This window comes from Desulfitibacter alkalitolerans DSM 16504, assembly GCF_000620305.1.
Taxonomy (GTDB): domain Bacteria; phylum Bacillota; class DSM-16504; order Desulfitibacterales; family Desulfitibacteraceae; genus Desulfitibacter; species Desulfitibacter alkalitolerans.
Genome location: NZ_KK211100.1, coordinates 867,154 through 889,486 on the forward strand (window position 1 = coordinate 867,154; position 22,333 = coordinate 889,486).

The following is a 22,333-nucleotide window of genomic DNA, read 5'->3' on the forward strand; positions in this document are numbered from 1 at the left end:
ATTTTAAATGACATATTTTCCCACTTTAGCTGTTTTTTCTTTTTTATTATATACCATGTCCATTGTCGAATTATGCTTAAAACAGAAGGTAAAAATAAAAAAACTTCCATTTTAGGAAGTTTTCCAAAAAACATTTTTCTGCTAATTTATTTTCTACTAAAGTCAAACACTGCTTTTTGTTCCTGACTGTCCCAGGTTACCCTGCCTCCTGCCATTTCTGTAAATGCTCTTGCTTCTAGATACCATCGTCCATTAATAAGCTGCTTTTTATCACCGGGAAAAGACTTGCTTTGGCCATCTAAATCCACAATTACAACGTGCATATCTTTCAGGTATAAATCTATACCACTTGACACGGCTTTTGCCAGTTCAAGTCTAAGTCTCTCCTGAATAAGGCGTCGCCTATCCTCTTCATTATCAATAAAGCCATACTCAACAATAACCGTTTCTACCGGTTTGGCATCTCTTATTATATAGTAATAGTCCTGCCCCGGAAACATGGTTGATTCCCTGCTGTATATCCGTCGCCTCGTCATGCCCGTTTCCACAATTTTCTCCAACAAAATTGCAGCGAGCCGACCGTTGCTGTGGATGCTTTGAATTATTTCTGTACCTCTACCCCCTCCAGCATTAATATGATTAGATATACATAGAGCAGCACCACTATTTTTTATTATCCCGATTCTTACAGCTGGGGTGATGCTTACATCCCTGTCTCTAGTCATAACCACATTATAGCCTGTTTTTGCTAATTCTTGTCTAAGCTTTAATGATATATCCAGTACCAGGTCCTTCTCTCTAATACTTCCAAATGATGTTCCATGATCTGTTCCCCCATGTCCAGGGTCTATAACAATTGTTTTGTAACTCATACTAACCCCCAGAAAGATGTCAATCTGCTTTATATTATGTGGGGAAAACATACATGGTTACCCCTATTTTCACATATATTTAATTTTCAATTTTGTTCTCCATTATTTTGGTTATTATTTGGGGAGGTGGATAAAAGGTTGATAAATTCAGCGGGGGGCTTTACCCTCCAGATGTTATTTTCCTTATAGACCTGGAATACTTGTCCTGCTAGCCCATGGTCTGTATTATCCACTGTCACAACTGCATCCAGCTCATATATGGTTTTATCAGCCTCCTGGGCTTCTGATTTAACAGCATAGGACACTAATCCACCTGACCAGCTGTTCATCCAGTTCCTATACTCGTCATAGCCTATGGTAAAATCAGTACCATGGAGCACCAACGCTTCTCTCCAATCCTTCCTCTTTACAGCACTCATAAAATCATCTAGTGCTTTTTTGGCATTTCGACCCAATACATCACTGCCCTTTGCTTCTCTGGCCTCTCTATATTCGTCTGCTCTCTTTTGAAACTCCTCTTCTGTCAGAAAAGCCTCAGAAATATAACGATTGCCTGCATTCCATATTAAATATTCATCAATTCCCAGCTCCAAAGCAGCATCTATTTGTGCCCTTACCTCCCTTGCGCCATAGGGAATGTGTCCCGGTATCCAGGTTGCTGTAAAGCTCTGGAGCCAGGGCCTAATAATAGCTGGATTTTCAACTGGCGCATTTCTCTTTATGGCATCTGTCAGTGCCCTTCTTACCGTTCCTGCCGGATGGGCATCAGGGACTGCAAAGCCAAAGTATCCTGGACCATAATGACTGGGGTAAATCATGGGACAATTATAATAAACATTTACTGCAACCTTTTCCCAGGTTTGCCCTATCCTGTCTGAATCCCCCCATGATGTGGCTATTACACCAAAGGTATCTGCAGCTATATGTACATTATATTCTTCAAGCTGTTCCCTGGCGTATTCCAGAAAAGCCTTGATTGCATCATCCTTGGCAAGTCCATCCTCACCTGGATAAAAAGCCTCTCTATCCACCCTTCTGGCGTTTTCGGGAAATCTAACATAATCCCACTGTATTTCCCTGAATCCCAGTAGTGCAGCTTCTTTAGCTATTGCTATATTATAATCCCATACCTTTTTCTCATAAGGGTTTATCCAGGCAACACCCTTATTGTCACGCCAGATGCCTCCACCATTTCTTTGGATTGCCCATTCAGGCCTTTGCTCTGCTAGATGCGGGTCCTTAAAAACTACAATACGGGCTATTGGATAAATGTCCCGTTTCTTTAACTCTTCCATTACCGAGGCAATATTAGAAATGGGTACTGATCTATTGGCACCCACTTCCTGTACTATCTGAATTTCACTTCTATAACTCATCAATCCATGGTCATTTTTCACATCAATTACCATGGAGTTAAGCTCAGTTGCTTCTACCAGCTCCATTAGTCTGTTAAACCTTTCACTGACACCAACACTATTACCTGTTAGATAAATACCCCTGGCTTTAACAGGTGGATTTTCTGTTTGCTCTAGTGGCGGCAGGGGGACGAAAAACGCTCCAAGCTCCTCCTTTAATGACAGTTCTCTTAGACGTCTTTCCTCTCTAATGCGTTCTTCCTCAAGCCTTTTTTGCTCTTCCAGGTCAATCTCCTTTTCTCCTGCTGATCCAGCCTCTTCTTGCCCCGGCTTGTCGGCCTCTCCTTCATCTACCGCTACAAAAAGTGAGCAGCCAGCAAGGGCCAGACTAAAAAGCACCAGAAAAGTGATGATAAAAGGAAACGCATACTTTTTTGTCAACAAATTCATGAAAAATCCCCCTTAAAACGACATTTCTCCCTGTATATAATGTATGCCAGGCGGGAGTATAAGTCTAATCCTAATATAAGGGGGCAGCAATCCAGATTGATGGAAAAGTAGATATTAGGTTAGTTTTGTTCCTAGTTTCTTACAATTTAACACTGCTGGGAATAAAAGGTTATAATATAAACCATCCTTATTAATGAACCTCCGGTCCAGTTCATTGAAAAACTCTATTGCTCCCATGGGAACTGTAAGGTTGTTCTCTAAATGAAAGGCAACCATTCTGTCAAAAATAGTATATTTTTGCCGTTCTTTTATAACTGCCCTGCCTGAAGCCTCCTCCGCTGCCAGACGTTCCAGATATCTGCTTACAAAGTCCCATACACCTTCTTCAGTCCCTGGTTTTAGTTTTACTTCTTCAGCAGATATTTTGGGTTTATACGCTGAGACAGCAAGGTCCTCCTTCATGGCAGAATTAGTGGTAACCTGTATAAAGCTCCCCTGCTTTTTATTTAATATACTAACATCTGCAATGATAAAGCCAGTCTTAAACAGTGCCTCCTGAATTGCATTCCATACCTGGTTTTTAGAATTGCTAAAAACCAGAGTCAGCCATCTTCCTGGCTTTAGAACACGATACATTTCTTTAAAGGAGCTTTCCATGAGCTGCTGATATTGATTTAAATCCTTTTTCTGCACTTTATTAATAATTGCTTCTAAATGATTGTTGGTATATACGCCAAGCCAGGCTTCCCATAGAAAATTCAGCTCTGAATACATAATATTGCCGCCAAAGGGAGGATCGGTGAAAATATAATCGCAGCTATTATCTGCAATGGTGCTTAAATCTGTAGCAGAAGCTGTCTGGATTATGGTCTGACCCTGACCACTGCAGGTCTTATATCTTTTTATCTTTCTGCTTAGAAAGTCTAAAACATTAATTTCTCTTATCATTGAACTGATGTATAGTGTTCCATTGAGCTTGCTGGGAAGACCTGACGGTCTTTCGCGATTTAGCCTGGATGAGCCCTCAGTAACAGCTGTAACAAACCATAATAATCTGCTTGATTTCTTCCTGGCTTTATCAGCAAAGGCAGCTAAAACATACAGGGCCCTTTTTGTATAAAAGTCACGTGCATGGATTAAGCCATGGGATTTTCTTGGTTGGGCTGTATTGTGACCCTCTGGCATTTTGCATTGGGGGTAGGGGTAGGGAATCTCCATTGCTTCAATACGTCTAATAATTTCCAGGTCGTGGCTGTCAGGTTCCTTCTCGTATCTTTTTCCCTTTATTGAGTAATTGATTGCTGCTGGAATCTGTTTAACCATTTCCATTTTAAATTTATTAACCGATTTTTTGCAGTTGGGGCACAAAAAATCTGCCTTTACTTTCCCAGTGGTTACATCCAAAGCTTCCTTCCAAAAAATAAGCTCACTGGTGCAATGGCAGCAAATAAATACGTCTGACCAGATGGTATAGTTAATCCGGCCCATAAGAGGCTCCCCTGCATCATCCTGCTGCAGGCAGCCGTTTACTAGATGCCTGGTATAATACATCCAGCCACATTCTGCTTTTACCTCTTCTAAAATCTCTCTGGCCTGCTGTTGAAGTGCTGGGATGTTTACAGGAATATTATAGTTATAGGCAATAAATGTGGCTGCTGGGGATAAATCATTTAAGATAACATTACGGCCTCCCCACCTTACAGTACCCATTTCATTTTCAATCTGCCTGGCCAGATCCTCTTCAGGGCATCCACACATTTGAGCTGCAACACCTGTCATGCCAGTTCCGCAGAAACAATCCAGGACAATATCTCCAGGCTCCGTATAATGAAGGATATATTTCATTATCGCCTTATAAGGCACCTTGGTGTGATATGAGTGAGCTCTATAGATAGGGTCATTCTTGCCCTCCACAACATCTGCGGCAAAGGGCTGGCTTTGATAGTTATCACAGCTTTCATCATAAGGCTTTCCATACTGGTTGATGAAATTCCGTATATATGGATTTGGTCCCAGAGTGTAATGAGGTAGGTCTGATAGAAAGAGTATATCCTGAAAAGTGCCTTTTGGAAAACCTTCTTTATGCTTTATTGCTGAAAGTATCTCCCTATAATCGTAAGAAGACTGCATACCTTCTCACTCCCTTATGGATTTATGGAGCAGCGATATATTCAAAGTTTTATTCAGTTTTTAATGAGATGGGCGCATATTACTTATAATAAAAAATTGCCAGTGTTCCCGGTCCTGCATGGGTTCCAATGGTACAGCCTATTTCTGCAACTATTATTTCCCTGGGTTTCAACACATCTGCAACTTCCTCCTTGAATACCTCTACCTTTTCAGGAATAATGGCATGGGCGAGGGCAACAGTCTTATTAGAGAAGTCTCCTCCCCTTTGTTTTGCAAGCTCTATCATCTTATGAATGACCTTTTTACTTCCTCTAACCTTGTCAAGGGGCTCTACAAGTCCATCAACTACCGTTAAGATTGGTTTGATATTAAGGATGTTAGCAATAGTAGCCTTCATGGGGTTTAATCTTCCACCCTTTTTCAAATATTCCAATGTATCTACTGTAAATATGTGGTCAACCTTTGGCCTTAAACTGTTCAGCTGCTCAACTATTTCCTGCCTTGCTGCCCCGGCTTCAGCCATTTTTGCCGCTTCATAGACAAGCATACCCCCACCAAAGGACAAACCCAGAGTATCAATCACGTCTATCTTATCACTATCTAGTTCCTTTTTTGCTAAAACAGCAGATTGATGTGTGCCGCTAGCCCGGGAAGAGCCATTAATACACAATATTTCCTTACCTTCAGCTAACCCTTGTCGAAATACTTCCAAAAATTCAGGTGGAGTAATTTGTGAGGTTCTAGGCAGGTCCCTGGCTTCAGAGAGTTTTTTATAAAACTCAGGATATGTCAAATCAACACCATCTTTGTATTCTTCATCACCAAAATGGACCTTTAAAGGCACCACCATAATCCGGTATCTATCCCTGATATCCTGGGGTACATCTGTCATGCTATCTGTAATTATTTGAATTTTTGTCACCAATTACACCTCCTACTTTTAGTTCCTGAGCCCTGTTTTCTATGCCCTGCTATAATTATTTTCTACACAGGGAAAGTAAAATCCTACCAAATACCTGAAAATTTTTTATTATTATTATGAATTTTTCACTTATGACTGCAGCACCTTATCTTTTGACTGCAGTTGTTCAATTCTTCTAAAAGCTGAATACTTGGCAAAGGAGTATATTGCTATTGCTATCCAGATGAAGCTAAAGCTGATAAAATGGATTTTGGTAAAATCCTCTTTGAATACAAATATTCCCAGAAACAGGCTTATTGTTGGAGCAATATATTCCATAAAACCAATGGTTGACAGCTCAATCCTTTTTGCACTTTCAGCAAACCAGAGCAGGGGCGTGGCAGTAGCTACTCCTGCACCAATTAGTAAAAGGGTTACTGCCAAAGAGGCTTCTCCCAGGGCCCCCACACCCTGGAATTGTTTGAATATAATATATCCTATTGCAACGGGAGTTATTATTGCAGTTTCCAGAACTAGACCAAAAATGGGTTCAGCTTTAAGAAGTTTCTTGGCCAATCCATATAGGCCGAAAGATACTGCCAGCACAAGGGCAACCCATGGCACTCTTCCATACTCCACAGTTATTATAAGAATACCTATTAAAGCCATCCCCACTGCCAGGCACTGCCATAATGTGATTCTTTCCTTTAAAAAAGCTACTCCAAGAAAAACCGATACAATGGGTAAGATATAATACCCCATGCTTGCTTCAATAACGTAATTAGAATTTACTGCCCAGATAAAGGTGAACCAATTTATTGAAATAAGCAGTGAGCATATGACAATTACCACTAATTTTTTCTTCTCTAAAAGGTATTGTTTTAAAGAGCCTAGCTTTTTTAAAACCATGATAATACCTGTCATAAAGACAAAGGACCACAGCACGCGATGGGCAAGAATTTCACCAGCTGGAATTTGATTTAACATTTTCCAGTATAAAGGCAAAAAGCCCCATGCAGTAAATGCAAGCAGACCATAGATAAATCCAAGGGTTTTTTCACTTATTTTTGAACCTTCCATTTATTCATTGCTCCTTTAAGTGGCCGTTATAATGCACTTAATTAATCATACGCAAAAAAGCCCGGCATTTCAATAGAAAAAATCATGCTATCCCTTAGCTAGTTTCCAATGAATGTGGCTGTTTTTTTACCTTTTCAGGAATATATAAATAGCTAAATCGGAACAATAACAACTACCAGGAGGTGATATGAAATGCCAGATGACATTAACTGTCAGATAGAGGAATGTGTATATAATGATCAGGTAGGCGGCTGCAAGGCGCCAAATATTGAAGTGCGTTCAAGTCTAGAAAGTAGAGTTTGTGAAACCTCTGATAACACATGCTGTCAATCATTTCAGCCAAGAGAATAAACCAGGCTTAGCCTGGTTTATTCTCTTGTACCTTTATAGAGAGAGGGTTGTTGAAACACCTTTTCTAACACCACGTGATAAAGCTCTTTCGATGAACATGCCACTAAAGCTGTTGGCTTACCTGTTAAATCCAACTTCATATGATCAATACCCCCATAATACCCACCAACTTCATTAAGAATAATTCCTGCTGCAGCAAAATCCCAGGATTTTAGATTAGTTGAAATATAAATATTCAATTCACCTGTAGCTATCTTGCAAAGCTCCAGGGAAGCTGCACCAAAATATCTATGTCCTCTTACATCTTTGGCCAGATTGAATATTTTAATTCTATATTTATTATATAATTCTTCAATGCTATTAAGACTAATGTTTATAATGCAATTTTTTAATGGGATTCGAGTTAAGTTGTTGATTCTCTTATTATTTAAATAAGCTCCTTCTCCAGATATGCCCTGGTAAAGGTCGTCATTTACAGCATCATATACTATGCCAAAAACAGGCTTGCCATCTTTATACAGGGCCAGGGATATGGAAAAATTTTTCTTAAAACATACAAAATTAGTGGTTCCATCGATAGGGTCAAGTATCCAAACATAACCTGTCAAGTCTCCATTATTATGTTTTTCTTCAGAAATAAATTTATGGTCTGGATAATTTTTTTTAAGCTCTGCAATTACAAGGCTCTGAACTCTTTCATCAAATTCAGTTAACAGATCTCTATGATCATGGTTTTTATAATTACATGCTATCTCCCTGCTCGCAGCATGCTTTAATAAGCCACCAGCTCTAATTACCATGGACTTGGCCATGTTTACAGCTTCGCTTAAATGGAATACCATACTCTCTCCCCCATCACTAGCATATTAGTTTTCCAGCCTGCATGTTAAACTCTTTGTCACATAGGCCATCCATAAAATCTAGATCATGAAAAATACCTATGATAGAAGTTCCTTCTGTTTTTAGCATTTCAAGGAGAACCTTAACCCGCAGCTTGGATTCATTATCTAGTGAAGCAGTAGGCTCATCCAGAAGGAGAAGCCTGGGTTTTTTAACCATTGCCCTGGCAATGTTCAACCTAAGCTTTTCTCCACCTGAAAAAGATTTAGGGTAAATGTCCCATAACTCCTGGTCTAATTCAAAATGCTCAAGAATTTTTTGTGCCTGTCCTTTTGCATGATTTAAATCCCAGTCCATTTCAAGTAGGGCTTGCTCCACAATTTCTCTAGCCGTGGTTCTGGGCATTATATTTAAAAACTGAGAAACATACCCAATTTCTCTTTTGCGCAGATTAATAATCTGTCTTTCAGAGGCCATGGTTAAATCTATTAGCCCGTAAGCATCTGAGTGGTACCACACACTGCCATGTTGGGGAATATAAGTTCTATATATACACTTTAAGATTGTAGATTTTCCTGAACCGCTTCTGCCGGTGATACCAACAAACTCCCCTTTATATAACGAAAGATTTATTCTGCTGCAGCCTTTAATTCTTTTGCCTATATTATGGAGTTCAAAATCCTTTGTTAGGTTCTCTATTCTAATTATTTCATCCATATGGAATTTCACCTATTCTTTATAGTATTTATTCACAAAAGCTTCTGGTTCTAAAAGAAAATCATTATAACGCTCTTTAATCCTCATGGATAGTTGGCTCCTCAGATAATCTTTTTTCACTAATCATACTGCTAGATTCCTCTGAGGATAATTAAGCTGGGAAACTAATTTACCATGGACAAAAGCCGCTGTGATTGTTGGAAAACCGGTTTCAATTTCCTCAATGATAATAATATTTGCTTTCTTATTATAACCAATGGAGCCATACTCCCTGTCTATACCAACTGCTCTCGCAGGATTAATTGTTACCAATCTAAACATTTCTGCAAGATCTTTTTTAAACTTTTTATGAAGCATGAAAACAGCATGTAATAACGATGCCGGATAATAATCACTACATAAAACGTCAATACATCCTTCATTAATAGCTTCTACTGCAGACAAATTGCCAGAATGAGAACCACCCAGCAGAACGTTAGGAGCTCCTGCTACAGTGTACATACCTCTCTGCCTTGCAGCCCTGGCAACTTCCATGGTTATGGGAAATTCAGAAATAGTTGTACCAAAGCTTTTTACCAGATCTAGCTTTTCAATGGTATCATCATCATGAGAAGCTAATGCAATATTGTGCTCTCTAGTTATTTTAGCAATCCTTATAATTGTTTCTAAATCAAGCTTTTGGGCATTTTGACCATTGTAAATATGGTTTTCCACCTCATGGTCCTCCATATCCTGGTACCCCTTAATAATTTCTTTATAAATAGCCAGGTCTCTATACTGACCCTGGCCAGGAGTATGATCCATAAATGACAGCAGATGAATTTTATTTTCTCTAACAAACTTTAATATATATTCTACATCATCAACATTGTCTATTTCATACCGCGCGTGAAATTTATGATGTATCAAGCCACCTGCCCCATTTGTCTCTTCAATAAGATCAATTAATCTTTTCACATTTTCTGTACTTCTTATTTTCTTATTAGGGAATAGGGAATCCTTAAATAGGGATAAAGAATGATACATGGTCGTTATGCCCTGGTTGACCAATTGTTTTTCCACTTCCCTGATGGCCATTTTAAAATCCAGAATGCTTGTTGGTCTGGGTGAAGCCATATGTTCTATATAATCAGAATGAATATCTATAAAACCTGGAGAAACATACCCCCCATTTGCATCAATAACATTCAAATCCTCAGGGGAAATTTCTCCCGCAGGCCTAATTAGTGCAATTATTTTATCAACAATTAATAACTCATGGTCATGCAGGATAGTATCCTCTAGAACTATTTGCCCATTAATAATTAAATGCATTGTTTTCCCCTCCTAAGAGTTTCTCGTTTTGTTACTCTCTGACTATAGCAGCAATGAATAAACTAGTTGTTGGGTATATGGATGTTGAGGGTCCTCCAGGATCTGATCAGTAAGACCCTGTTCAACTATTCTTCCATTTAGCATGACAATGGTTCTATCTGCCAGCATACGAATTACAGCCAAATCGTGGGAAACCACAATCATGCTAATTTTTAATTTCCTTTGGATATCCTTGATCAGGTCAAGAACATTAGCCTGAACTGAAAGATCCAAGCCTGTTGTTACTTCATCTAAAAGTAAAACAGGAGGATTATTAGATAAAGCCTTGGCAATTTGTACTCTCTGCTGCATACCACCGGAAAAATTTTTTGGCGGCTCTTTCATCCTATAATGAGAGATGTTCACATGGTCCAACAATTCCGTTGCTCTTGTATTCATAAACTCAACCCTTCTGGCGCCAGCGGCTATAAGCTTTTCAGCAATGTTACCCACAGAAGAAAAATCCATTCGCAAGCCCAAATATGGATTCTGATAGACCATTCCAAGCAGGTTATCCCTAATATATTTCTTCCGCTGAGAGCTTTGGGCAAAAACATTAACATTACAGCCTTCATAATCCAGCATAAAGGCCGCACCACTTGTGACATCCTCATCAAAATACAGGCAGCGCATTAATGTAGATTTGCCAGAGCCTGATTCTCCCACCACACCAAGAATCTCTCCCTTGTATAGTTGAAATGTAACATCCAGACACGCATAAACAGTTTGACACGCTGGACAGTAGTTTTTATTCAGCTTTCCCTTTTCTTTAGCACAATTCACACAGCCCATACCAAATTGTTTATTTAAATTATCTATGAGTAAAACTGGCTGTTCATTAGAATCCATTTCCCTCACCTCAGCTTATTGGTCGTTTAACCTATGCAAACAGCTGCTTGTATCGTTACATTGATAATATTTTTCATTTTTTTCATCATCAATTATCTCATCAAGGTATACACCTGCTGCACCACACAAGTGACATGATTTATTGCCAAAATTTTCAATCTCAAAGGGATAATCATCAAAAGCCAGGGATACCACATCGGTATATGGTGGAACAGCATATATTTTTTTCTCCCTGCCGGCACCTAAAAGGATTAAGGCTTTTGAATGATGCATCTTGGGATTATCAAAGCGGGGTATGGGGCTAGGAGCCATAACATATCGTCCATGCACCATTACTGGATGGTCTGCACCTGTGGAAAGGGTCTCGTATTTCATGATCTGTTCAAAAAGCATCAACCAAATTCCGCTGTAGTCTTTATCTGCATGCAGCCTTCTAGTGTTGTATTCACTTGGTTCCACCCACCTGAGAGGCTCAGGAATAGGAACCTGCAGGACAAGAATTTGCTCTTCAGTTAGTTCATGTTCAGGTATCCTATGACGACTTTGAATAATGGTAGCTTCTGAAGTCTTGTCTGTTATTCTTACATCTGAGGTAAGTTGTATCAGTTTTTTAATGTTTACTGCATTTACTGATTCATCAGAGCCCTGATCTATAACCTTTACTGTGTCATCTTGACCCAGTAAAGAAAGAGTCAGCTGCAGTCCACCTGTACCCCATCCTCTAGCAATGGGCATTTCTCTTGAGGCAAAGGGTACCTGATACCCTGGTATGGCAATAGCTTTCAGGGTAGCCCTTCTTATTTCCCTTTTTGAACCTTCATCAAAAAAAGCAAAGTTATATGGATTACTCATGGTTATTTCCTCCATGGGACCTTGTCTTTCTTACAGTGTCTAGTTCTGATTGAAATGTCACATAATGTGGCAGCTTTAAATGTGAAATAAAGCCAGTAGCTTCTACACAATCAATGTGCATTAAGACAAATTCTTCGTCGTGAACTGGCGATTTAATATGAGAGTTTTCTAAGCAATTATCCAGTATGCTCATTGCTATAGCCTTGGTTTCATTTTGACCATAACAAATTCCATAACCAATACTAAATTGCAACTCTTGTTTGCCCCCTGGCTTTTCAACTATATAGGGAATTAAGGTTTCTACCTCAGTTACCTGTATTTCTCCAATATATATAGAATCTTCAGGTTCATTACTTCCTGAAAAGGGATAATCAATATAAACTGAAAGATGACCTACCCTTAATTCTCCTACTGTAGGATGGACAGCACCGTAGCCTCTAATGGCTGCGTAGCCCAAAGCTGTTACGGCTCCAGTTTCACCACGAGTTAGGGTTTGCAATCTTTCGCATCTAGTTGTGGGAAATTCTATAGATGTTCTAGTTACATCCCTGGGCTCTGTATCATTGATACTTGCTCTAGCTACAATCCCTTCATTACGCAAAAACTCTATAACCTTGGGAATCCTGGTATTGAACTCACCATCACTAATTATTAGGTTTTTATCATATTCCCGAAGCCATTGTTCCAAGTCTGCCATTTCTTCATCATAAAGCCCAAAATCTAACAAACGATGAGTATAATCTACCGAGGCCCCCAGGATTTGACCGCCTGGAATATCTTTGAATGCTGCAGAAATACGCCTTTCTATCCGCATATCACCAGGTTCAGCAGCCCTGGAGTAATGCATTCTGGGAAGTGTAGAGCGATATGCTCTAATAAGAAAAGCAGCTTCCTCGGGATTGCCTTCAGATTGTTTAATAGCCAGAGCAGCCAGGTCTTTAGAGTACAAGCTGCCCTCAGACATGATTTTGTCTATTAAACCACGCATGGTATTTTTTATAGTATCTACTTCAATTATTCTTTTCCCCTTTATCCTTTTATAACAAAGCCTTTTAATTGACTCCTCTATGGCTGCCGTGCCACCTTTTACAGCTATATACCCCATTTTAACTACCTCTTTCCAAAGATTATGCACCTTTAAAGTTGTTAATATTATTATGCGTCATTGACAACTGTAGTTCTTGGCAGTGCTAGTAGATTGTGATGCTCGTCAAAAAAGAAAATATCTATGCCCAGGGGATATTCACTATTTTTTTCTTTCCTTAAATCTTTCCAATTTTTTGCATTAAGATAAAGACCAACAAATTTTTCTTCCCTTATTCCAGGTCCACTGAGAACGTACATTTTCTCGCTGCTGATTTCCCTGGTTTCAACTATAAGAGTAGCTGAAACATGGGGATTTATTAAAGTTCCAGATTTACATCCTTTTATTATTTCTGTAAGCTGGTTTTTTTCATTATCCTGCATTACAAATATATAGTCGGCGTCTTCAACAGGTGCAGTTCTTGAATAGGTTAATTGGGAAATGTATTTAGAAAGGGTTGACCCGTGTCTGCCGGAAATATGAAAGCTCACCTCCGTATCCAAAAGCATTAAGGCCAAGACCACAACTGAATTATTACATGGTAGCGGGAGACTAAGAGTATCACTAACATCCTTCAGGGAGTTGATAGTGCCCGGTTTAGAGATGCAAGCAATTAATTTTCTGTATGCTCTTTGTATATGGTGTACCTGGTCAAATTCCATAATATTGACACTCCTTACACATCCATGGTTGTAAAATCGACTTTTGTCTTTAACACATCTGCCATTTCTTTTGCTTCCCTGTTCCTAATCCTTTCTTCTTCAGCAAATAGAATTGCTTTCCAGGTACTTGTTTCAAGAAGACAGGCATTATATGCTGCATCAATTACAGCCAAGTTATAGGCCATTTCAGGATTGTCATCATGGATAATTCCAACTCCCAGTTTATCATCAATCTGGACCTTACACTCGGTAACCAGCATTTCCCCTAGATAAAAAACACTATTTTGAGCTCCTTCACGAACTTTTATCATAACTAGACCCCTGCTGGGCTTTTGGATTGTTCTAACATTATATTTTGAAATTATCTCCTGGGCCAATGACCCGGCTATCTGCCAATTCCCCTTAACAAGTATGGTAGTTCTATTTTTCCTGTTCATAATATTGTTGATACTGAAACACCTCCGTTATACCTGTTATATACTTTCTTTAAGCCTCTGTTTCATTCTTGTAGATATAGCTTCCAGGACAAAAGCAGTTATTAAGACAAAGTAAGTAATCATTCCTACCTCTCTCAAATCAAAGTAGTGACCGCTGGCCATGAACAACTCAAAACCTAATCCGCCTGCACCGGCAACTGCACCCATGGCAACTGCCACAGCAAAATTTATTTCAAACCTCATAAAGGTCCAGGACAGCATGTAAGTTATAGAAGATGGAATTACAGCTTGGAAGACAATTTGCCACCAGTTTGCACCGCTAGCCTTTAATGCTTCAATAACTCCATGGTCAATTTCTTCAAAAGACTCTGAGTATGCCTTGACTAAATAACCAACTGAATGAAAGGTCATGCCTATTACTGCTGCAACACTGCCTAAACCAGCTGCCACGGCAAAGATCAAAACCCATAAAACTGTTGGCACAGCTCGAATGATAGCCACGAAGTTTTTAATAATATGGGAGACTTTTCTAGAAGATAAGTTTTCTGCAGAAAAGAGCCCAAGAAACACTGAAATTGCTGCTCCAATAATAGTTGTTAAAAAAGCCAGGCCTAAAGTAACTGCAAGCTGATAAAACGCCTCACCCAGTGTAAAATACTTAAGATGGGGTTCAAAAAACATAATTCGCAAATTATAAAAAGTTTGAGCTAGTGCTTCAACAATGTTAATATTTTTATAGTCAAATGTCATAAATCCATAAGTAGTTAAGACCGCCAGGCTTATCAGGGTTGCATTCATTATCAAGCTAACTTTATTAAAGGGTTTGATGTTTATTTTTTTGGTAGTATTATAATACTTGTATTTTGAGCCGGTTCCTTTAAGTACTTGTTCCATACTCATTACAAGATCACCCTCCTTACATAATTGGATATGGATTCAATAATTAAAATAGCTATGACAACTACAATTACCACCAGGCTTGCTGCACTGTAATTCATGGTCTTATAAAAAATACCAAAGCTAAATCCTATCCCTGTTCCAGTTAGCATGCCTATTAAAGTAGCACTTCTGATATTTGTTTCAATCATATAGAGTATCCAGCTAAGCATTTGTGGAAGAGACGAGGGTATTACAGCATGGGATACAATATGAAAGTAATCTGCTCCAGTAGCCTGCAGTGCTTCCACAGATGAACCGCTAACTTCATCAATTGTTTCTGTAAAAGTTCTGCATAAAAACCCAAAGGTAACAAAAAATAATGCAAAATATCCGGTCAAAGCACTTTGTCCAAAGGAAAAGAGCAAGATCATGGCCCATACTGCATCAGGTATGTTACGGGATACAGATGCAACGCCCCTGCTTATCAGGCTGAAGAAATTATTAACTTTTGTGATATTAGAGCCCAGCAAAGAAAATGCAAGGGCAGCCACAGCAGCAAAGGTTGTTGAAGCTACAGCCAATAAAATTGTTTCTCTTAACTTTATTAAGATATCTGGAAGCCTCTTCATTGCTTCAGCATCGGGATAAAAGTTAGTAACAGACCAGATAACTGCTTTAAAAAAGCTGGCAAATCCCCTGGTAACATCAAAATTTGTAACAATAATAGAACCAATAGTAAAAGCTGCAAGAACAGAGAAAAAGATTATTTTATTCCAGCGCCTCTTAACAAAAATATCTTTAATTTCTTTATCCATGACTACCTCCTACATCAAAAATCAGATCACCTGCTTCTGACCCATAAATATCGTGGATTTGTTCGTTTGTAATATTTGCTGGCAGACCATCATAGACAATATTTCCCTTTTTTATGCCAATAACACGATCAGAATAAGCCAAAGCCACATTAACCTGATGTAAGTTTACAAGACAGGTTATGCCCATTTCTTTATTAATCTTACGAAGATAATCCATGATAATTTTTGCAGCATTTGGGTCTAAAGAAGCTATGGGTTCGTCACATAGAAGTATTCTTGGATTTTGGATTAGAGCCCTGGCTATTCCCACTCTCTGTTTCTGGCCACCGCTTAATTGGTCGCACCTTTTATAAACCTGTTCTTCCAATCCCAACAGATGAATAATATTCATAGCCCATGTTTTTTCTTCTTCAGTATAATTACCAATAATTCCACTAATAGTTGACTTGTATCCCAGTCGACCGTGCAGCACATTTTCTATAACACTTAGCCTGTTTACCAGATTATAGTGTTGAAATATCATGCCAATTCTTGTTCTTAAATTCCGTAATTCTTTCTTATTTAATTTGGATATGTTAATACCGTCAACCAGGATTTCTCCACTACTGGCTTCAATCATTCTATTTATACATCGAAGGAGAGTTGACTTCCCTGCTCCTGATGGGCCAATTATGGATATAAACTCTCCTTCTAGTACTGAGAAGTTAATGTCAGTCAGGGCTATAGTTCCAGTATCATATTTCTTGGTAAGACTTTTTACTGCTAGCAGCGTCATTATTAACTCCTTTTTTATATATAAACTTTATTTGGACAATTCTCTAATTGGATTAAACCAGGAGTCTTCTACTAAAAGAAAGCGTTCCCCTTGCTTCCATAAACCTTTAAACTGAGAATCTTTGGGCACAAAAATCTTTTCATTTTTTGTAGTCTCCTCATTAGTAAGGGCATCTAGAATAGCCTTTATCTGCTCCTGGCTAACTACCTCGGTGTTTACGGCAAATGGAGCATTTAATACTGGTGTAGAATCAATTACAACAAATTCCTGGCCCCTTAGATTAGTAAATGGATCAACAGCATCCTGGCTTATCTTATAAGTAGCACCCGGCCTATTATGTTCTCCTGCAACAATTTCTACATAGTTGCCAACACAAACATCGCAAAAGGACGCTACATCTGCTTTATTGGTAAGCAGGTTTACAGCAGCACCCTGGTGGGAACCACCATATAATACCTCGTTAAACAGTTTTCCTTGCCCACCTTCAAGCAAATCCTCCTGAGTTAGACTTTTCCATTCACTCTTCTTGGAGAAATAATTTGTTATCCCAGCAGCTGGTACTCTAAACCCAGATGTGGAATTGGTTGATACAAAGGAAAATCTTTTGCCTGCAATGCTGTCTATGGAATAGCCCTGTCCAGCTTTATACATTCCCTCATTTTCCTTTTTCACAGCAAGCCATGAGTAATATACTGCATCATCAAGGGTTCCTGATGCCCCACTGTTTACAACTAGGGGAAGCACCTTGCTGTTTCTTTTATTTGCTTCGATATAACCCGCAGCTCCCATAAATGCTAGATGGGCATTTCCATTAGCTATTGATTCAATGGCAATAACATAGTCTGTTGTCAGTTTATGTTCAATCTTTCTGCCTGTTGCTTTTTCAATTACACTGCCAATTTCATCTCTTGCTCCTTTTAAATCTTCTCCTGACTCGTTTGGATACCATACCATAACTAGTGGACCATCTTCTTTTACAGTTCCTCCAGCAGTTGTACATCCAGCAGCAAATAATGTGCCAATTAGCATAAATGTCATAATCAATAAAAAAACTTTTTTCATTGTTTTACCCCTTTCTAATTAAAAGTTTGTGTTCTCTCTTCTTTAGCTTGCTTATAACTTGCTTGACTTCGCTTGTTTACAATTGTCCTTATCTACAGCTAAATTTTATTATAGATAAATTAATAATTGATTAATTTCATTTTAATATTTGTAAAGAATTAATTAATCAATTCTTTGCTTAAGCTTTTGAGGATTTACAAGGAAAATGGCATTTTTTGTTGAATTTGTTTAAAGCACTACTGTATTTCTAAATCCGCGCATGCTGTGAACTGGCCTATATTTACGTATTATTACATTGAAGGGGTGTCTACATCATGACGTATAAAATCCTGGTTATAGATGATGATGCAAATATTTTGGAGCTATTAAGGCTGTATTTATCCCATGAAGGTTATATTTTATCCTTTGCTTCTGATGGAAGTAAGGGCTTGGATGCTTTCAGGAATTTTAAACCTGACCTGGTAATTCTAGACATAATGCTTCCTATAATTAATGGATGGGAAGTGTGCCAGATGATTCGAAGGATTAGTGATGTTCCTATACTAATGCTTACATCAAAGGATGGGCTAGAAGACAAGCTTATGGGATTTGATCTGGGCGCAGATGATTATGTGGTCAAGCCCTTTGATCCAAAAGAGGTTATAGCCAGGAGTAAAGCTCTTCTAAAAAGAATCTCTTCAGAAACTGATAATATTAAAAAAAATCCCCTTATAGAATTAGGAGACTTAAGAGTAAACATTGATAACTATGAAGTTTTTTTTAAAGATAATAAAATTGATTTAAAGCCAAGGGAAATGCAGCTGCTTTTCTTTTTCTTAAAGAATCCCAATATAGTCTTTACCCGTGACCAGCTTTTGGAAAAGGTCTGGGGCCATGAATTCTATGGAGAAACGCGTACTGTGGATGTTCATATAAAAAGATTACGTGAAAAGCTTGGTAATAATAGTTTGGGCTTTAAACTAAAAACTATTTGGGGAATTGGCTACAAACTTGAGGTGAATTATTAACTACAGGGATGAGGTAAATGAAAGAATTCAAAAGCTTAGACGTCAAAGGGCAGAGCTATTACAGATTGAAAGAGAAATACGAAACGATCTTGAAAACTTAAGAACCATGATTTCTGAATTAAAGAATCGCCCTGGCTCTCTGACAGAAGAAAATATTCGTACAATTAGAGAGAGCATCAGGCTGATTAGAAGCAGCAGAAACCTTTTAGAAAGCACTATAGGTGATTTAAATTTACAGACAATTGAATTGGCACAAGATAGATTAACCAGAAGCAACCAACCACAAATTATCAACCGTTTGGATAACCTCAGCCAAATTCAAGAACGAAGATTAAATGCTTACAAAAGGCTAAAAGCAGATCTGCATACCCTCAAGTCAGCTTTTTAAGGCCAACAAAAGACTGGAAAGACTCTGTAGACAGTTCTTGTGTCTTATTTCCAAGTAAAACATATATAAGGAGTGAACATAACATGAAAAAATATCTAAAAATACTTTCATTAGTAATACTTTTGATGTTTACATTGAGCACTATTTCTTTTGCTGCTGAAGCGCGAGATGCATCTTCTTCTAAAAGTCAGGTTATAGAAGACAACTCCAGGTCTTCTAATATAGAAAGTAATGAATTGCAGGTCAAGCATGAAAGCTTAGTACAAAAAATTCAGACCAAGATAAATAGTTTGGAGGATAGAGCCACAAAAGCTGAATATATAGAAAAGCTTAATCAAATAAGGCAGTCAAGACTTGATATAGAACAAAAAATAGTCAGGCTTGAGGTGCTTCTGAGAGAAATAAATAGTTTAATAAACCAAAATAATCTCGAGGAAGAAAACCTAGAAAAATACGAAAGACTTATTACACATATCCAAAAACTAATTAGAGCTTTTGAAGATGAAACTATAAAAAATCGTTTATTAAATCGTCTAAAGGTTATAGAAAATTCAATGGACAGAATTGAAACAAAGATTGTCATGCTGGAAAGTCTATTGAGAACTATTAACAATTTTTCCCCTGATACACCCACAGGGGAAAATATAGAAAAACAGTATCTGAGCCTGGTGGGGAAAATAAGAAGCATGATAGCTAGAATCATGGATGAAGAGGTTAAAGAGCAGTACTACGCAAGTTTAAAGAACATATATAATACCAGAGACACATATCAGTCAAAAATTTTAAGATTGGAAATGTTGGAAAAGGAGCTGCGAAGCTATCTGGCAAATGAAAACATTACAATAGATGACAATTCTCTAGTAAGAATTCAAAGATTAGTAGAAGCAAATGAAAAAGAGATTTTAATGCAGTTACGTGAAAGAATTATGAATAGAATTCAGCATCAGGAATACCTAAGAAATCTCCCTGATGAGGTAAAAAGAGAAATGAGGAACAGGGAATTAAAAGATAGGCTTTATATAAGAGGCAATACCCTTGACTTTGACGTTCCCCCAGTACTTAGAGAAGGTAGAACTCTGGTGCCTGTTAGAGCAATTACTGAAGGACTTGGAGCTGAAGTGAATTGGAACAATGAACTTAAAAAAATCACCATTACCAAGGATGATAAAATAATTGAGCTTTTTCTAGATTCCAGGATTGTGCTTGTTAATGGTGAAGAATATGAGTTAGATATACCTGCCCAGTTAATTAATAACAGAACTACTGTCCCCATAAGGTTTGTAAGTGAAATATTAGGTGAAAGGGTAGATTTCAATGAAGAGACAGGAGACATTGATATTGGGTTAGAAACAGTTGAAGATTTACATGAAATCTTGTATTTTGAGAATTAAGGCAGCCAGTAACTAAGAAAGTTCAAAGCAATTAAACATTTACAAAGTCCAGGATAACTCCTTCTAAATAACAATACCAGCCAAAGGCTGGTATTGTTATTTATCAACGCTGAATGTGCAGAAATTGAAAGGCATTACTTTAAAATTCACTGACCTTTTCATAAGTCTTGCTGTCTTTATACATGGTGTAACTTCGATTATTTTCTGCAAACTGGATATCTACAGAAGTATCCATGGTAACCCACTTGTTATTTATATAAACCTCATTCCATGCATGATAGCCTTGAATTTTTTGCCCGTAGCCCTTTACAAGCTTTGCAGGAATTCCTACACTTCTTAACATGGAAGCAAATAAAGCACTAAAATCATAGCAGATTCCACTTTTACTTTTTAAGGTTTTGTTAATATCTGGAAGATAATCATAGGATAGCTTGTCTATCTTGGCATAGTCATATTTGTAATTGCTAACAATATACTCATATATAGCTTTTACTTTTTCTTCATCACTTTCAATGCCTGCTGTCAATTCCCTGGCCTTGCTAATGGCCTCATCTTCCTTTTCCCATTTAACTATTTGAATAGAATGCAAAAAAGTTTTTAATATATTACTCATGTTTATATTAAGTGTGTCTCTGGAAACAATACGGTACTGGTTGCCTGTCACATTTTCCAGAATGGCTATTGTGTATGCTCCATTTCCTAATTGAACAGGAAACCTTTCAGTTCCCCTGCCAGCTATATTATAGTACAGGCTTGTCCCATCCTTTTGGACCATTACCTTTACTTTCGTACCATTTTGGATGTTGTAGCTTATGGAGAATGCTCCATTGCTTGCTTCTGAAGCATCAATGGAATAGGTATTTGCAGCCGCCATGGCTGCAGGTGCAGATAATAATGCACAAAATACAACAAAAATAATTAATGATATTTTCCTCATTTCCTAACCTCCAGCATTCCAATAATATTGGACTAACCTGGCAGCTCGACCGTCATGGCCCACCCCACATGGGCTTTAGACTCGAAAGCTTTGCGTCCCTATCTTTCGACAGGTTTGCCTTTTTCAAGTGCTGCTTGGAGCATTAGGAGAACAAGCTAATGCTGAATTTCCAAACTAATCTGCACTTGTAATAATAAAATATATACTTTCTTAACAATTAAAAAATCCTTATTCGGATTGTCCAAATAAGGATAAATAGATGTGTTCATAACTGGCTGTTATTTTGTCCTTTACTGGCAACCCGACCATCATAGCACTGCTGCTTTAGACTCGTGGCTTTGCGTCCCTGCCTTTCGACAGGTTTGCCTTTTTCAGTTATAAATTACACCTTTTACAACAAATAAAACACCTTGCTTTGATTATTATTTTATCAAAATTTCATCCCATTAACATGGGACCATGGTCCTGTTTTCTATAGGACCATGGTCCTAGTCATTCTGTTTCGCCTGGACTATGAGCCTGTGGGTTGGATTACGTATAGGTTCGCAGGTGACAATTGAGAGAACTTTTTCTTTCTTATCTGTACGCAGGACATGTATTTCCTCAGGTCTAACAATAACCTTATTGTAAACTGTATAGTTATAATCACCCTTACTGGTAGAGACAACAATCCTGTCATTTATCTTCACCTCATTCAGCCTGTTCAGCAGCCTTCCATGGGAGTGTCCCCTATGACCAGCTACCACTGCATTGCCATACTCACCAAAGGATGTTGTGTCTTCAAGAAAGGATATGCCAATTTTAAGGTTAGTTTCATTTAAGCCGCTGATAATTGGCAATCTAACCTTTATAGAATCTATAATCAAAACCCCCAACACCTCACCCTGTGGTGTAAGTGGAGCTCTCTCTTCCTCTTGTTCCTCCTCTTCTATCAAAAGAAGCTCGTCTAACTGACCAAGGTCTTGAATTGCCTCCTGGTTTTCCAACTCTGACAGCAGTTTTTGCTGCCAGTACCAGGCAAAGACCTGCTCCATTAGTGGATAAAGGGCAACTGTTATTCCAATTAGTATAATGAAAATTGATAGTTTCTTTTTCATAGGTTATACCTCGTGTTTTTATAGTAAAAAGGCTGAGATTTTAAAAGCA

Annotated in this window: 23 protein-coding genes and 2 riboswitches; of the genes, 4 read left to right on the forward strand and 19 right to left on the reverse strand. The window is 38.2% G+C overall.

The annotated features are described in order from the left end of the window. Positions 1–146 precede the first annotated feature (146 nt). From K364_RS23545 to rarD, 5 genes are all read right to left on the reverse strand, one after another. On the reverse strand, positions 147–872 hold the full coding sequence (locus K364_RS23545; protein WP_169734752.1) for an N-acetylmuramoyl-L-alanine amidase family protein: 726 nt from the start codon (positions 870–872) through the stop codon (positions 147–149). Positions 873–958: 86 nt separating this feature from the next. Beyond that, a complete protein-coding gene (locus K364_RS25580) occupies positions 959–2,677 on the reverse strand; it encodes a putative glycoside hydrolase (protein ID WP_051533944.1) in 1,719 nt (572 codons plus the stop codon). A 114-nt stretch (positions 2,678–2,791) separates the two neighbouring features. Further along, the gene (locus K364_RS23555) at positions 2,792–4,807 is read right to left on the reverse strand and encodes a DNA methyltransferase (RefSeq protein ID WP_051533945.1); all 2,016 of its coding nucleotides are present in this window, start codon (positions 4,805–4,807) and stop codon (positions 2,792–2,794) included. Between the two features lie 79 nt (positions 4,808–4,886). Beyond that, a complete protein-coding gene (locus tag K364_RS0110025; protein WP_028307917.1) occupies positions 4,887–5,729 on the reverse strand; it encodes a DegV family protein in 843 nt (280 codons plus the stop codon). A gap of 129 nt (positions 5,730–5,858) precedes the next feature. Next, entirely contained in the window at positions 5,859–6,788 is a 930-nt protein-coding gene (rarD, locus tag K364_RS0110030) for an EamA family transporter RarD (protein ID WP_028307918.1), read from the reverse strand. Positions 6,789–6,980: 192 nt separating this feature from the next. On the opposite strand from rarD, the gene K364_RS26195 reads away from it, so the two are divergent. Continuing rightward, entirely contained in the window at positions 6,981–7,139 is a 159-nt protein-coding gene (locus tag K364_RS26195; RefSeq protein WP_084295689.1) for a DUF1540 domain-containing protein, read from the forward strand. 17 nt (positions 7,140–7,156) lie between these two features. Here K364_RS26195 and K364_RS23560 read toward each other — a convergent pair whose 3' ends face one another. From K364_RS23560 to K364_RS0110095, 12 genes are all read right to left on the reverse strand, one after another. Beyond that, positions 7,157–7,981 carry an inositol monophosphatase family protein gene (locus K364_RS23560; protein WP_051533946.1) on the reverse strand — a complete coding sequence of 275 codons (825 nt, stop codon included), beginning with the start codon at positions 7,979–7,981 and terminating at the stop codon, positions 7,157–7,159. 16 nt (positions 7,982–7,997) lie between these two features. Continuing rightward, positions 7,998–8,696 (reverse strand): phosphonate C-P lyase system protein PhnL, encoded by a 699-nt coding sequence (locus tag K364_RS0110045; protein WP_028307919.1) that lies wholly within the window; start codon positions 8,694–8,696, stop codon positions 7,998–8,000. A gap of 123 nt (positions 8,697–8,819) precedes the next feature. Further along, positions 8,820–10,010 (reverse strand): phosphonate metabolism protein PhnM, encoded by a 1,191-nt coding sequence (gene phnM / locus K364_RS0110050; protein ID WP_028307920.1) that lies wholly within the window; start codon positions 10,008–10,010, stop codon positions 8,820–8,822. A gap of 42 nt (positions 10,011–10,052) precedes the next feature. Continuing rightward, positions 10,053–10,898: an ATP-binding cassette domain-containing protein gene (locus tag K364_RS0110055; RefSeq protein ID WP_028307921.1), complete on the reverse strand. Its 846-nt coding sequence runs from the start codon at positions 10,896–10,898 to the stop codon at positions 10,053–10,055. Between the two features lie 15 nt (positions 10,899–10,913). Then, complete coding sequence (locus K364_RS0110060) at positions 10,914–11,750, reverse strand: alpha-D-ribose 1-methylphosphonate 5-phosphate C-P-lyase PhnJ (protein ID WP_028307922.1); 837 nt, start codon at positions 11,748–11,750, stop codon at positions 10,914–10,916. Further along, complete coding sequence (locus tag K364_RS0110065; protein WP_028307923.1) at positions 11,743–12,855, reverse strand: carbon-phosphorus lyase complex subunit PhnI; 1,113 nt, start codon at positions 12,853–12,855, stop codon at positions 11,743–11,745. Before K364_RS0110065 ends, K364_RS0110060 begins: the two co-directional genes overlap by 8 nt. Before the next feature lie 50 nt (positions 12,856–12,905). After that, complete coding sequence (phnH, locus tag K364_RS0110070) at positions 12,906–13,496, reverse strand: phosphonate C-P lyase system protein PhnH (protein WP_028307924.1); 591 nt, start codon at positions 13,494–13,496, stop codon at positions 12,906–12,908. A gap of 14 nt (positions 13,497–13,510) precedes the next feature. Continuing rightward, positions 13,511–13,933 carry a phosphonate C-P lyase system protein PhnG gene (gene phnG, locus K364_RS0110075; protein ID WP_028307925.1) on the reverse strand — a complete coding sequence of 141 codons (423 nt, stop codon included), beginning with the start codon at positions 13,931–13,933 and terminating at the stop codon, positions 13,511–13,513. Between the two features lie 36 nt (positions 13,934–13,969). Next, positions 13,970–14,833, reverse strand: a complete 864-nt coding sequence (locus K364_RS0110080; protein ID WP_028307926.1) for a PhnE/PtxC family ABC transporter permease — start codon at positions 14,831–14,833, stop codon at positions 13,970–13,972. After that, a complete protein-coding gene (locus K364_RS0110085; RefSeq protein WP_028307927.1) occupies positions 14,833–15,627 on the reverse strand; it encodes an ABC transporter permease subunit in 795 nt (264 codons plus the stop codon). Before K364_RS0110085 ends, K364_RS0110080 begins: the two co-directional genes overlap by 1 nt. After that, a complete protein-coding gene (gene phnC, locus K364_RS0110090) occupies positions 15,620–16,402 on the reverse strand; it encodes a phosphonate ABC transporter ATP-binding protein (RefSeq protein ID WP_035268504.1) in 783 nt (260 codons plus the stop codon). The genes K364_RS0110085 and phnC overlap by 8 nt, the downstream gene beginning before the upstream one ends. Positions 16,403–16,429: 27 nt before the next feature. After that, positions 16,430–17,464: a PhnD/SsuA/transferrin family substrate-binding protein gene (locus K364_RS0110095; RefSeq protein WP_028307929.1), complete on the reverse strand. Its 1,035-nt coding sequence runs from the start codon at positions 17,462–17,464 to the stop codon at positions 16,430–16,432. Between the two features lie 314 nt (positions 17,465–17,778). On the opposite strand from K364_RS0110095, the gene K364_RS0110100 reads away from it, so the two are divergent. From K364_RS0110100 to K364_RS25585, 3 genes are all read left to right on the forward strand, one after another. Then, positions 17,779–18,471, forward strand: coding sequence for a response regulator transcription factor (locus K364_RS0110100; protein ID WP_028307930.1), 693 nt, complete (start codon positions 17,779–17,781; stop codon positions 18,469–18,471). Between the two features lie 106 nt (positions 18,472–18,577). Continuing rightward, positions 18,578–18,859, forward strand: coding sequence for a hypothetical protein (locus tag K364_RS0110105; RefSeq protein WP_028307931.1), 282 nt, complete (start codon positions 18,578–18,580; stop codon positions 18,857–18,859). Positions 18,860–18,942: 83 nt separating this feature from the next. Further along, positions 18,943–20,250: a copper amine oxidase N-terminal domain-containing protein gene (locus K364_RS25585; RefSeq protein WP_051533947.1), complete on the forward strand. Its 1,308-nt coding sequence runs from the start codon at positions 18,943–18,945 to the stop codon at positions 20,248–20,250. A gap of 139 nt (positions 20,251–20,389) precedes the next feature. Here the strand turns inward: K364_RS25585 and K364_RS0110115 are convergent, their stop codons facing one another. Then, positions 20,390–21,187: a transglutaminase-like domain-containing protein gene (locus K364_RS0110115; RefSeq protein ID WP_028307932.1), complete on the reverse strand. Its 798-nt coding sequence runs from the start codon at positions 21,185–21,187 to the stop codon at positions 20,390–20,392. Between the two features lie 36 nt (positions 21,188–21,223). Then, a riboswitch (cyclic di-GMP riboswitch) is annotated at positions 21,224–21,316 on the reverse strand. Positions 21,317–21,479: 163 nt separating this feature from the next. Then, a riboswitch (cyclic di-GMP riboswitch) is annotated at positions 21,480–21,564 on the reverse strand. A gap of 111 nt (positions 21,565–21,675) precedes the next feature. After that, on the reverse strand, positions 21,676–22,284 hold the full coding sequence (locus tag K364_RS0110120; protein ID WP_028307933.1) for a class D sortase: 609 nt from the start codon (positions 22,282–22,284) through the stop codon (positions 21,676–21,678). Between the last annotated feature and the right edge of the window lie 49 nt (positions 22,285–22,333).

What these genes read in the sequence shown, in the direction of transcription:
- K364_RS23555 (WP_051533945.1), bottom strand. Translation starts at nt 4,807, where the DNA reads ATGCAGTCTTCTTACGATTATAGGGAGATACTTTCAGCAATAAAGCAT.
- phnM (WP_028307920.1), bottom strand. Translation starts at nt 10,010, where the DNA reads ATGCATTTAATTATTAATGGGCAAATAGTTCTAGAGGATACTATCCTG.
- K364_RS0110045 (WP_028307919.1), bottom strand. Translation starts at nt 8,696, where the DNA reads ATGGATGAAATAATTAGAATAGAGAACCTAACAAAGGATTTTGAACTC.
- K364_RS0110065 (WP_028307923.1), bottom strand. Translation starts at nt 12,855, where the DNA reads ATGGGGTATATAGCTGTAAAAGGTGGCACGGCAGCCATAGAGGAGTCA.
- K364_RS0110055 (WP_028307921.1), bottom strand. Translation starts at nt 10,898, where the DNA reads ATGGATTCTAATGAACAGCCAGTTTTACTCATAGATAATTTAAATAAA.
- phnG (WP_028307925.1), bottom strand. Translation starts at nt 13,933, where the DNA reads ATGAACAGGAAAAATAGAACTACCATACTTGTTAAGGGGAATTGGCAG.
- rarD (WP_028307918.1), bottom strand. Translation starts at nt 6,788, where the DNA reads ATGGAAGGTTCAAAAATAAGTGAAAAAACCCTTGGATTTATCTATGGT.
- K364_RS0110060 (WP_028307922.1), bottom strand. Translation starts at nt 11,750, where the DNA reads ATGAGTAATCCATATAACTTTGCTTTTTTTGATGAAGGTTCAAAAAGG.
- K364_RS0110100 (WP_028307930.1), top strand. Translation starts at nt 17,779, where the DNA reads ATGACGTATAAAATCCTGGTTATAGATGATGATGCAAATATTTTGGAG.
- K364_RS0110115 (WP_028307932.1), bottom strand. Translation starts at nt 21,187, where the DNA reads ATGAGGAAAATATCATTAATTATTTTTGTTGTATTTTGTGCATTATTA.
- K364_RS23560 (WP_051533946.1), bottom strand. Translation starts at nt 7,981, where the DNA reads ATGGTATTCCATTTAAGCGAAGCTGTAAACATGGCCAAGTCCATGGTA.
- K364_RS0110120 (WP_028307933.1), bottom strand. Translation starts at nt 22,284, where the DNA reads ATGAAAAAGAAACTATCAATTTTCATTATACTAATTGGAATAACAGTT.
- K364_RS0110085 (WP_028307927.1), bottom strand. Translation starts at nt 15,627, where the DNA reads ATGGATAAAGAAATTAAAGATATTTTTGTTAAGAGGCGCTGGAATAAA.
- K364_RS26195 (WP_084295689.1), top strand. Translation starts at nt 6,981, where the DNA reads ATGCCAGATGACATTAACTGTCAGATAGAGGAATGTGTATATAATGAT.
- K364_RS25585 (WP_051533947.1), top strand. Translation starts at nt 18,943, where the DNA reads ATGAAAAAATATCTAAAAATACTTTCATTAGTAATACTTTTGATGTTT.
- K364_RS25580 (WP_051533944.1), bottom strand. Translation starts at nt 2,677, where the DNA reads ATGAATTTGTTGACAAAAAAGTATGCGTTTCCTTTTATCATCACTTTT.
- K364_RS0110095 (WP_028307929.1), bottom strand. Translation starts at nt 17,464, where the DNA reads ATGAAAAAAGTTTTTTTATTGATTATGACATTTATGCTAATTGGCACA.
- K364_RS0110080 (WP_028307926.1), bottom strand. Translation starts at nt 14,833, where the DNA reads ATGAGTATGGAACAAGTACTTAAAGGAACCGGCTCAAAATACAAGTAT.
- K364_RS23545 (WP_169734752.1), bottom strand. Translation starts at nt 872, where the DNA reads ATGAGTTACAAAACAATTGTTATAGACCCTGGACATGGGGGAACAGAT.
- phnC (WP_035268504.1), bottom strand. Translation starts at nt 16,402, where the DNA reads ATGACGCTGCTAGCAGTAAAAAGTCTTACCAAGAAATATGATACTGGA.
- K364_RS0110105 (WP_028307931.1), top strand. Translation starts at nt 18,578, where the DNA reads ATGATTTCTGAATTAAAGAATCGCCCTGGCTCTCTGACAGAAGAAAAT.
- phnH (WP_028307924.1), bottom strand. Translation starts at nt 13,496, where the DNA reads ATGGAATTTGACCAGGTACACCATATACAAAGAGCATACAGAAAATTA.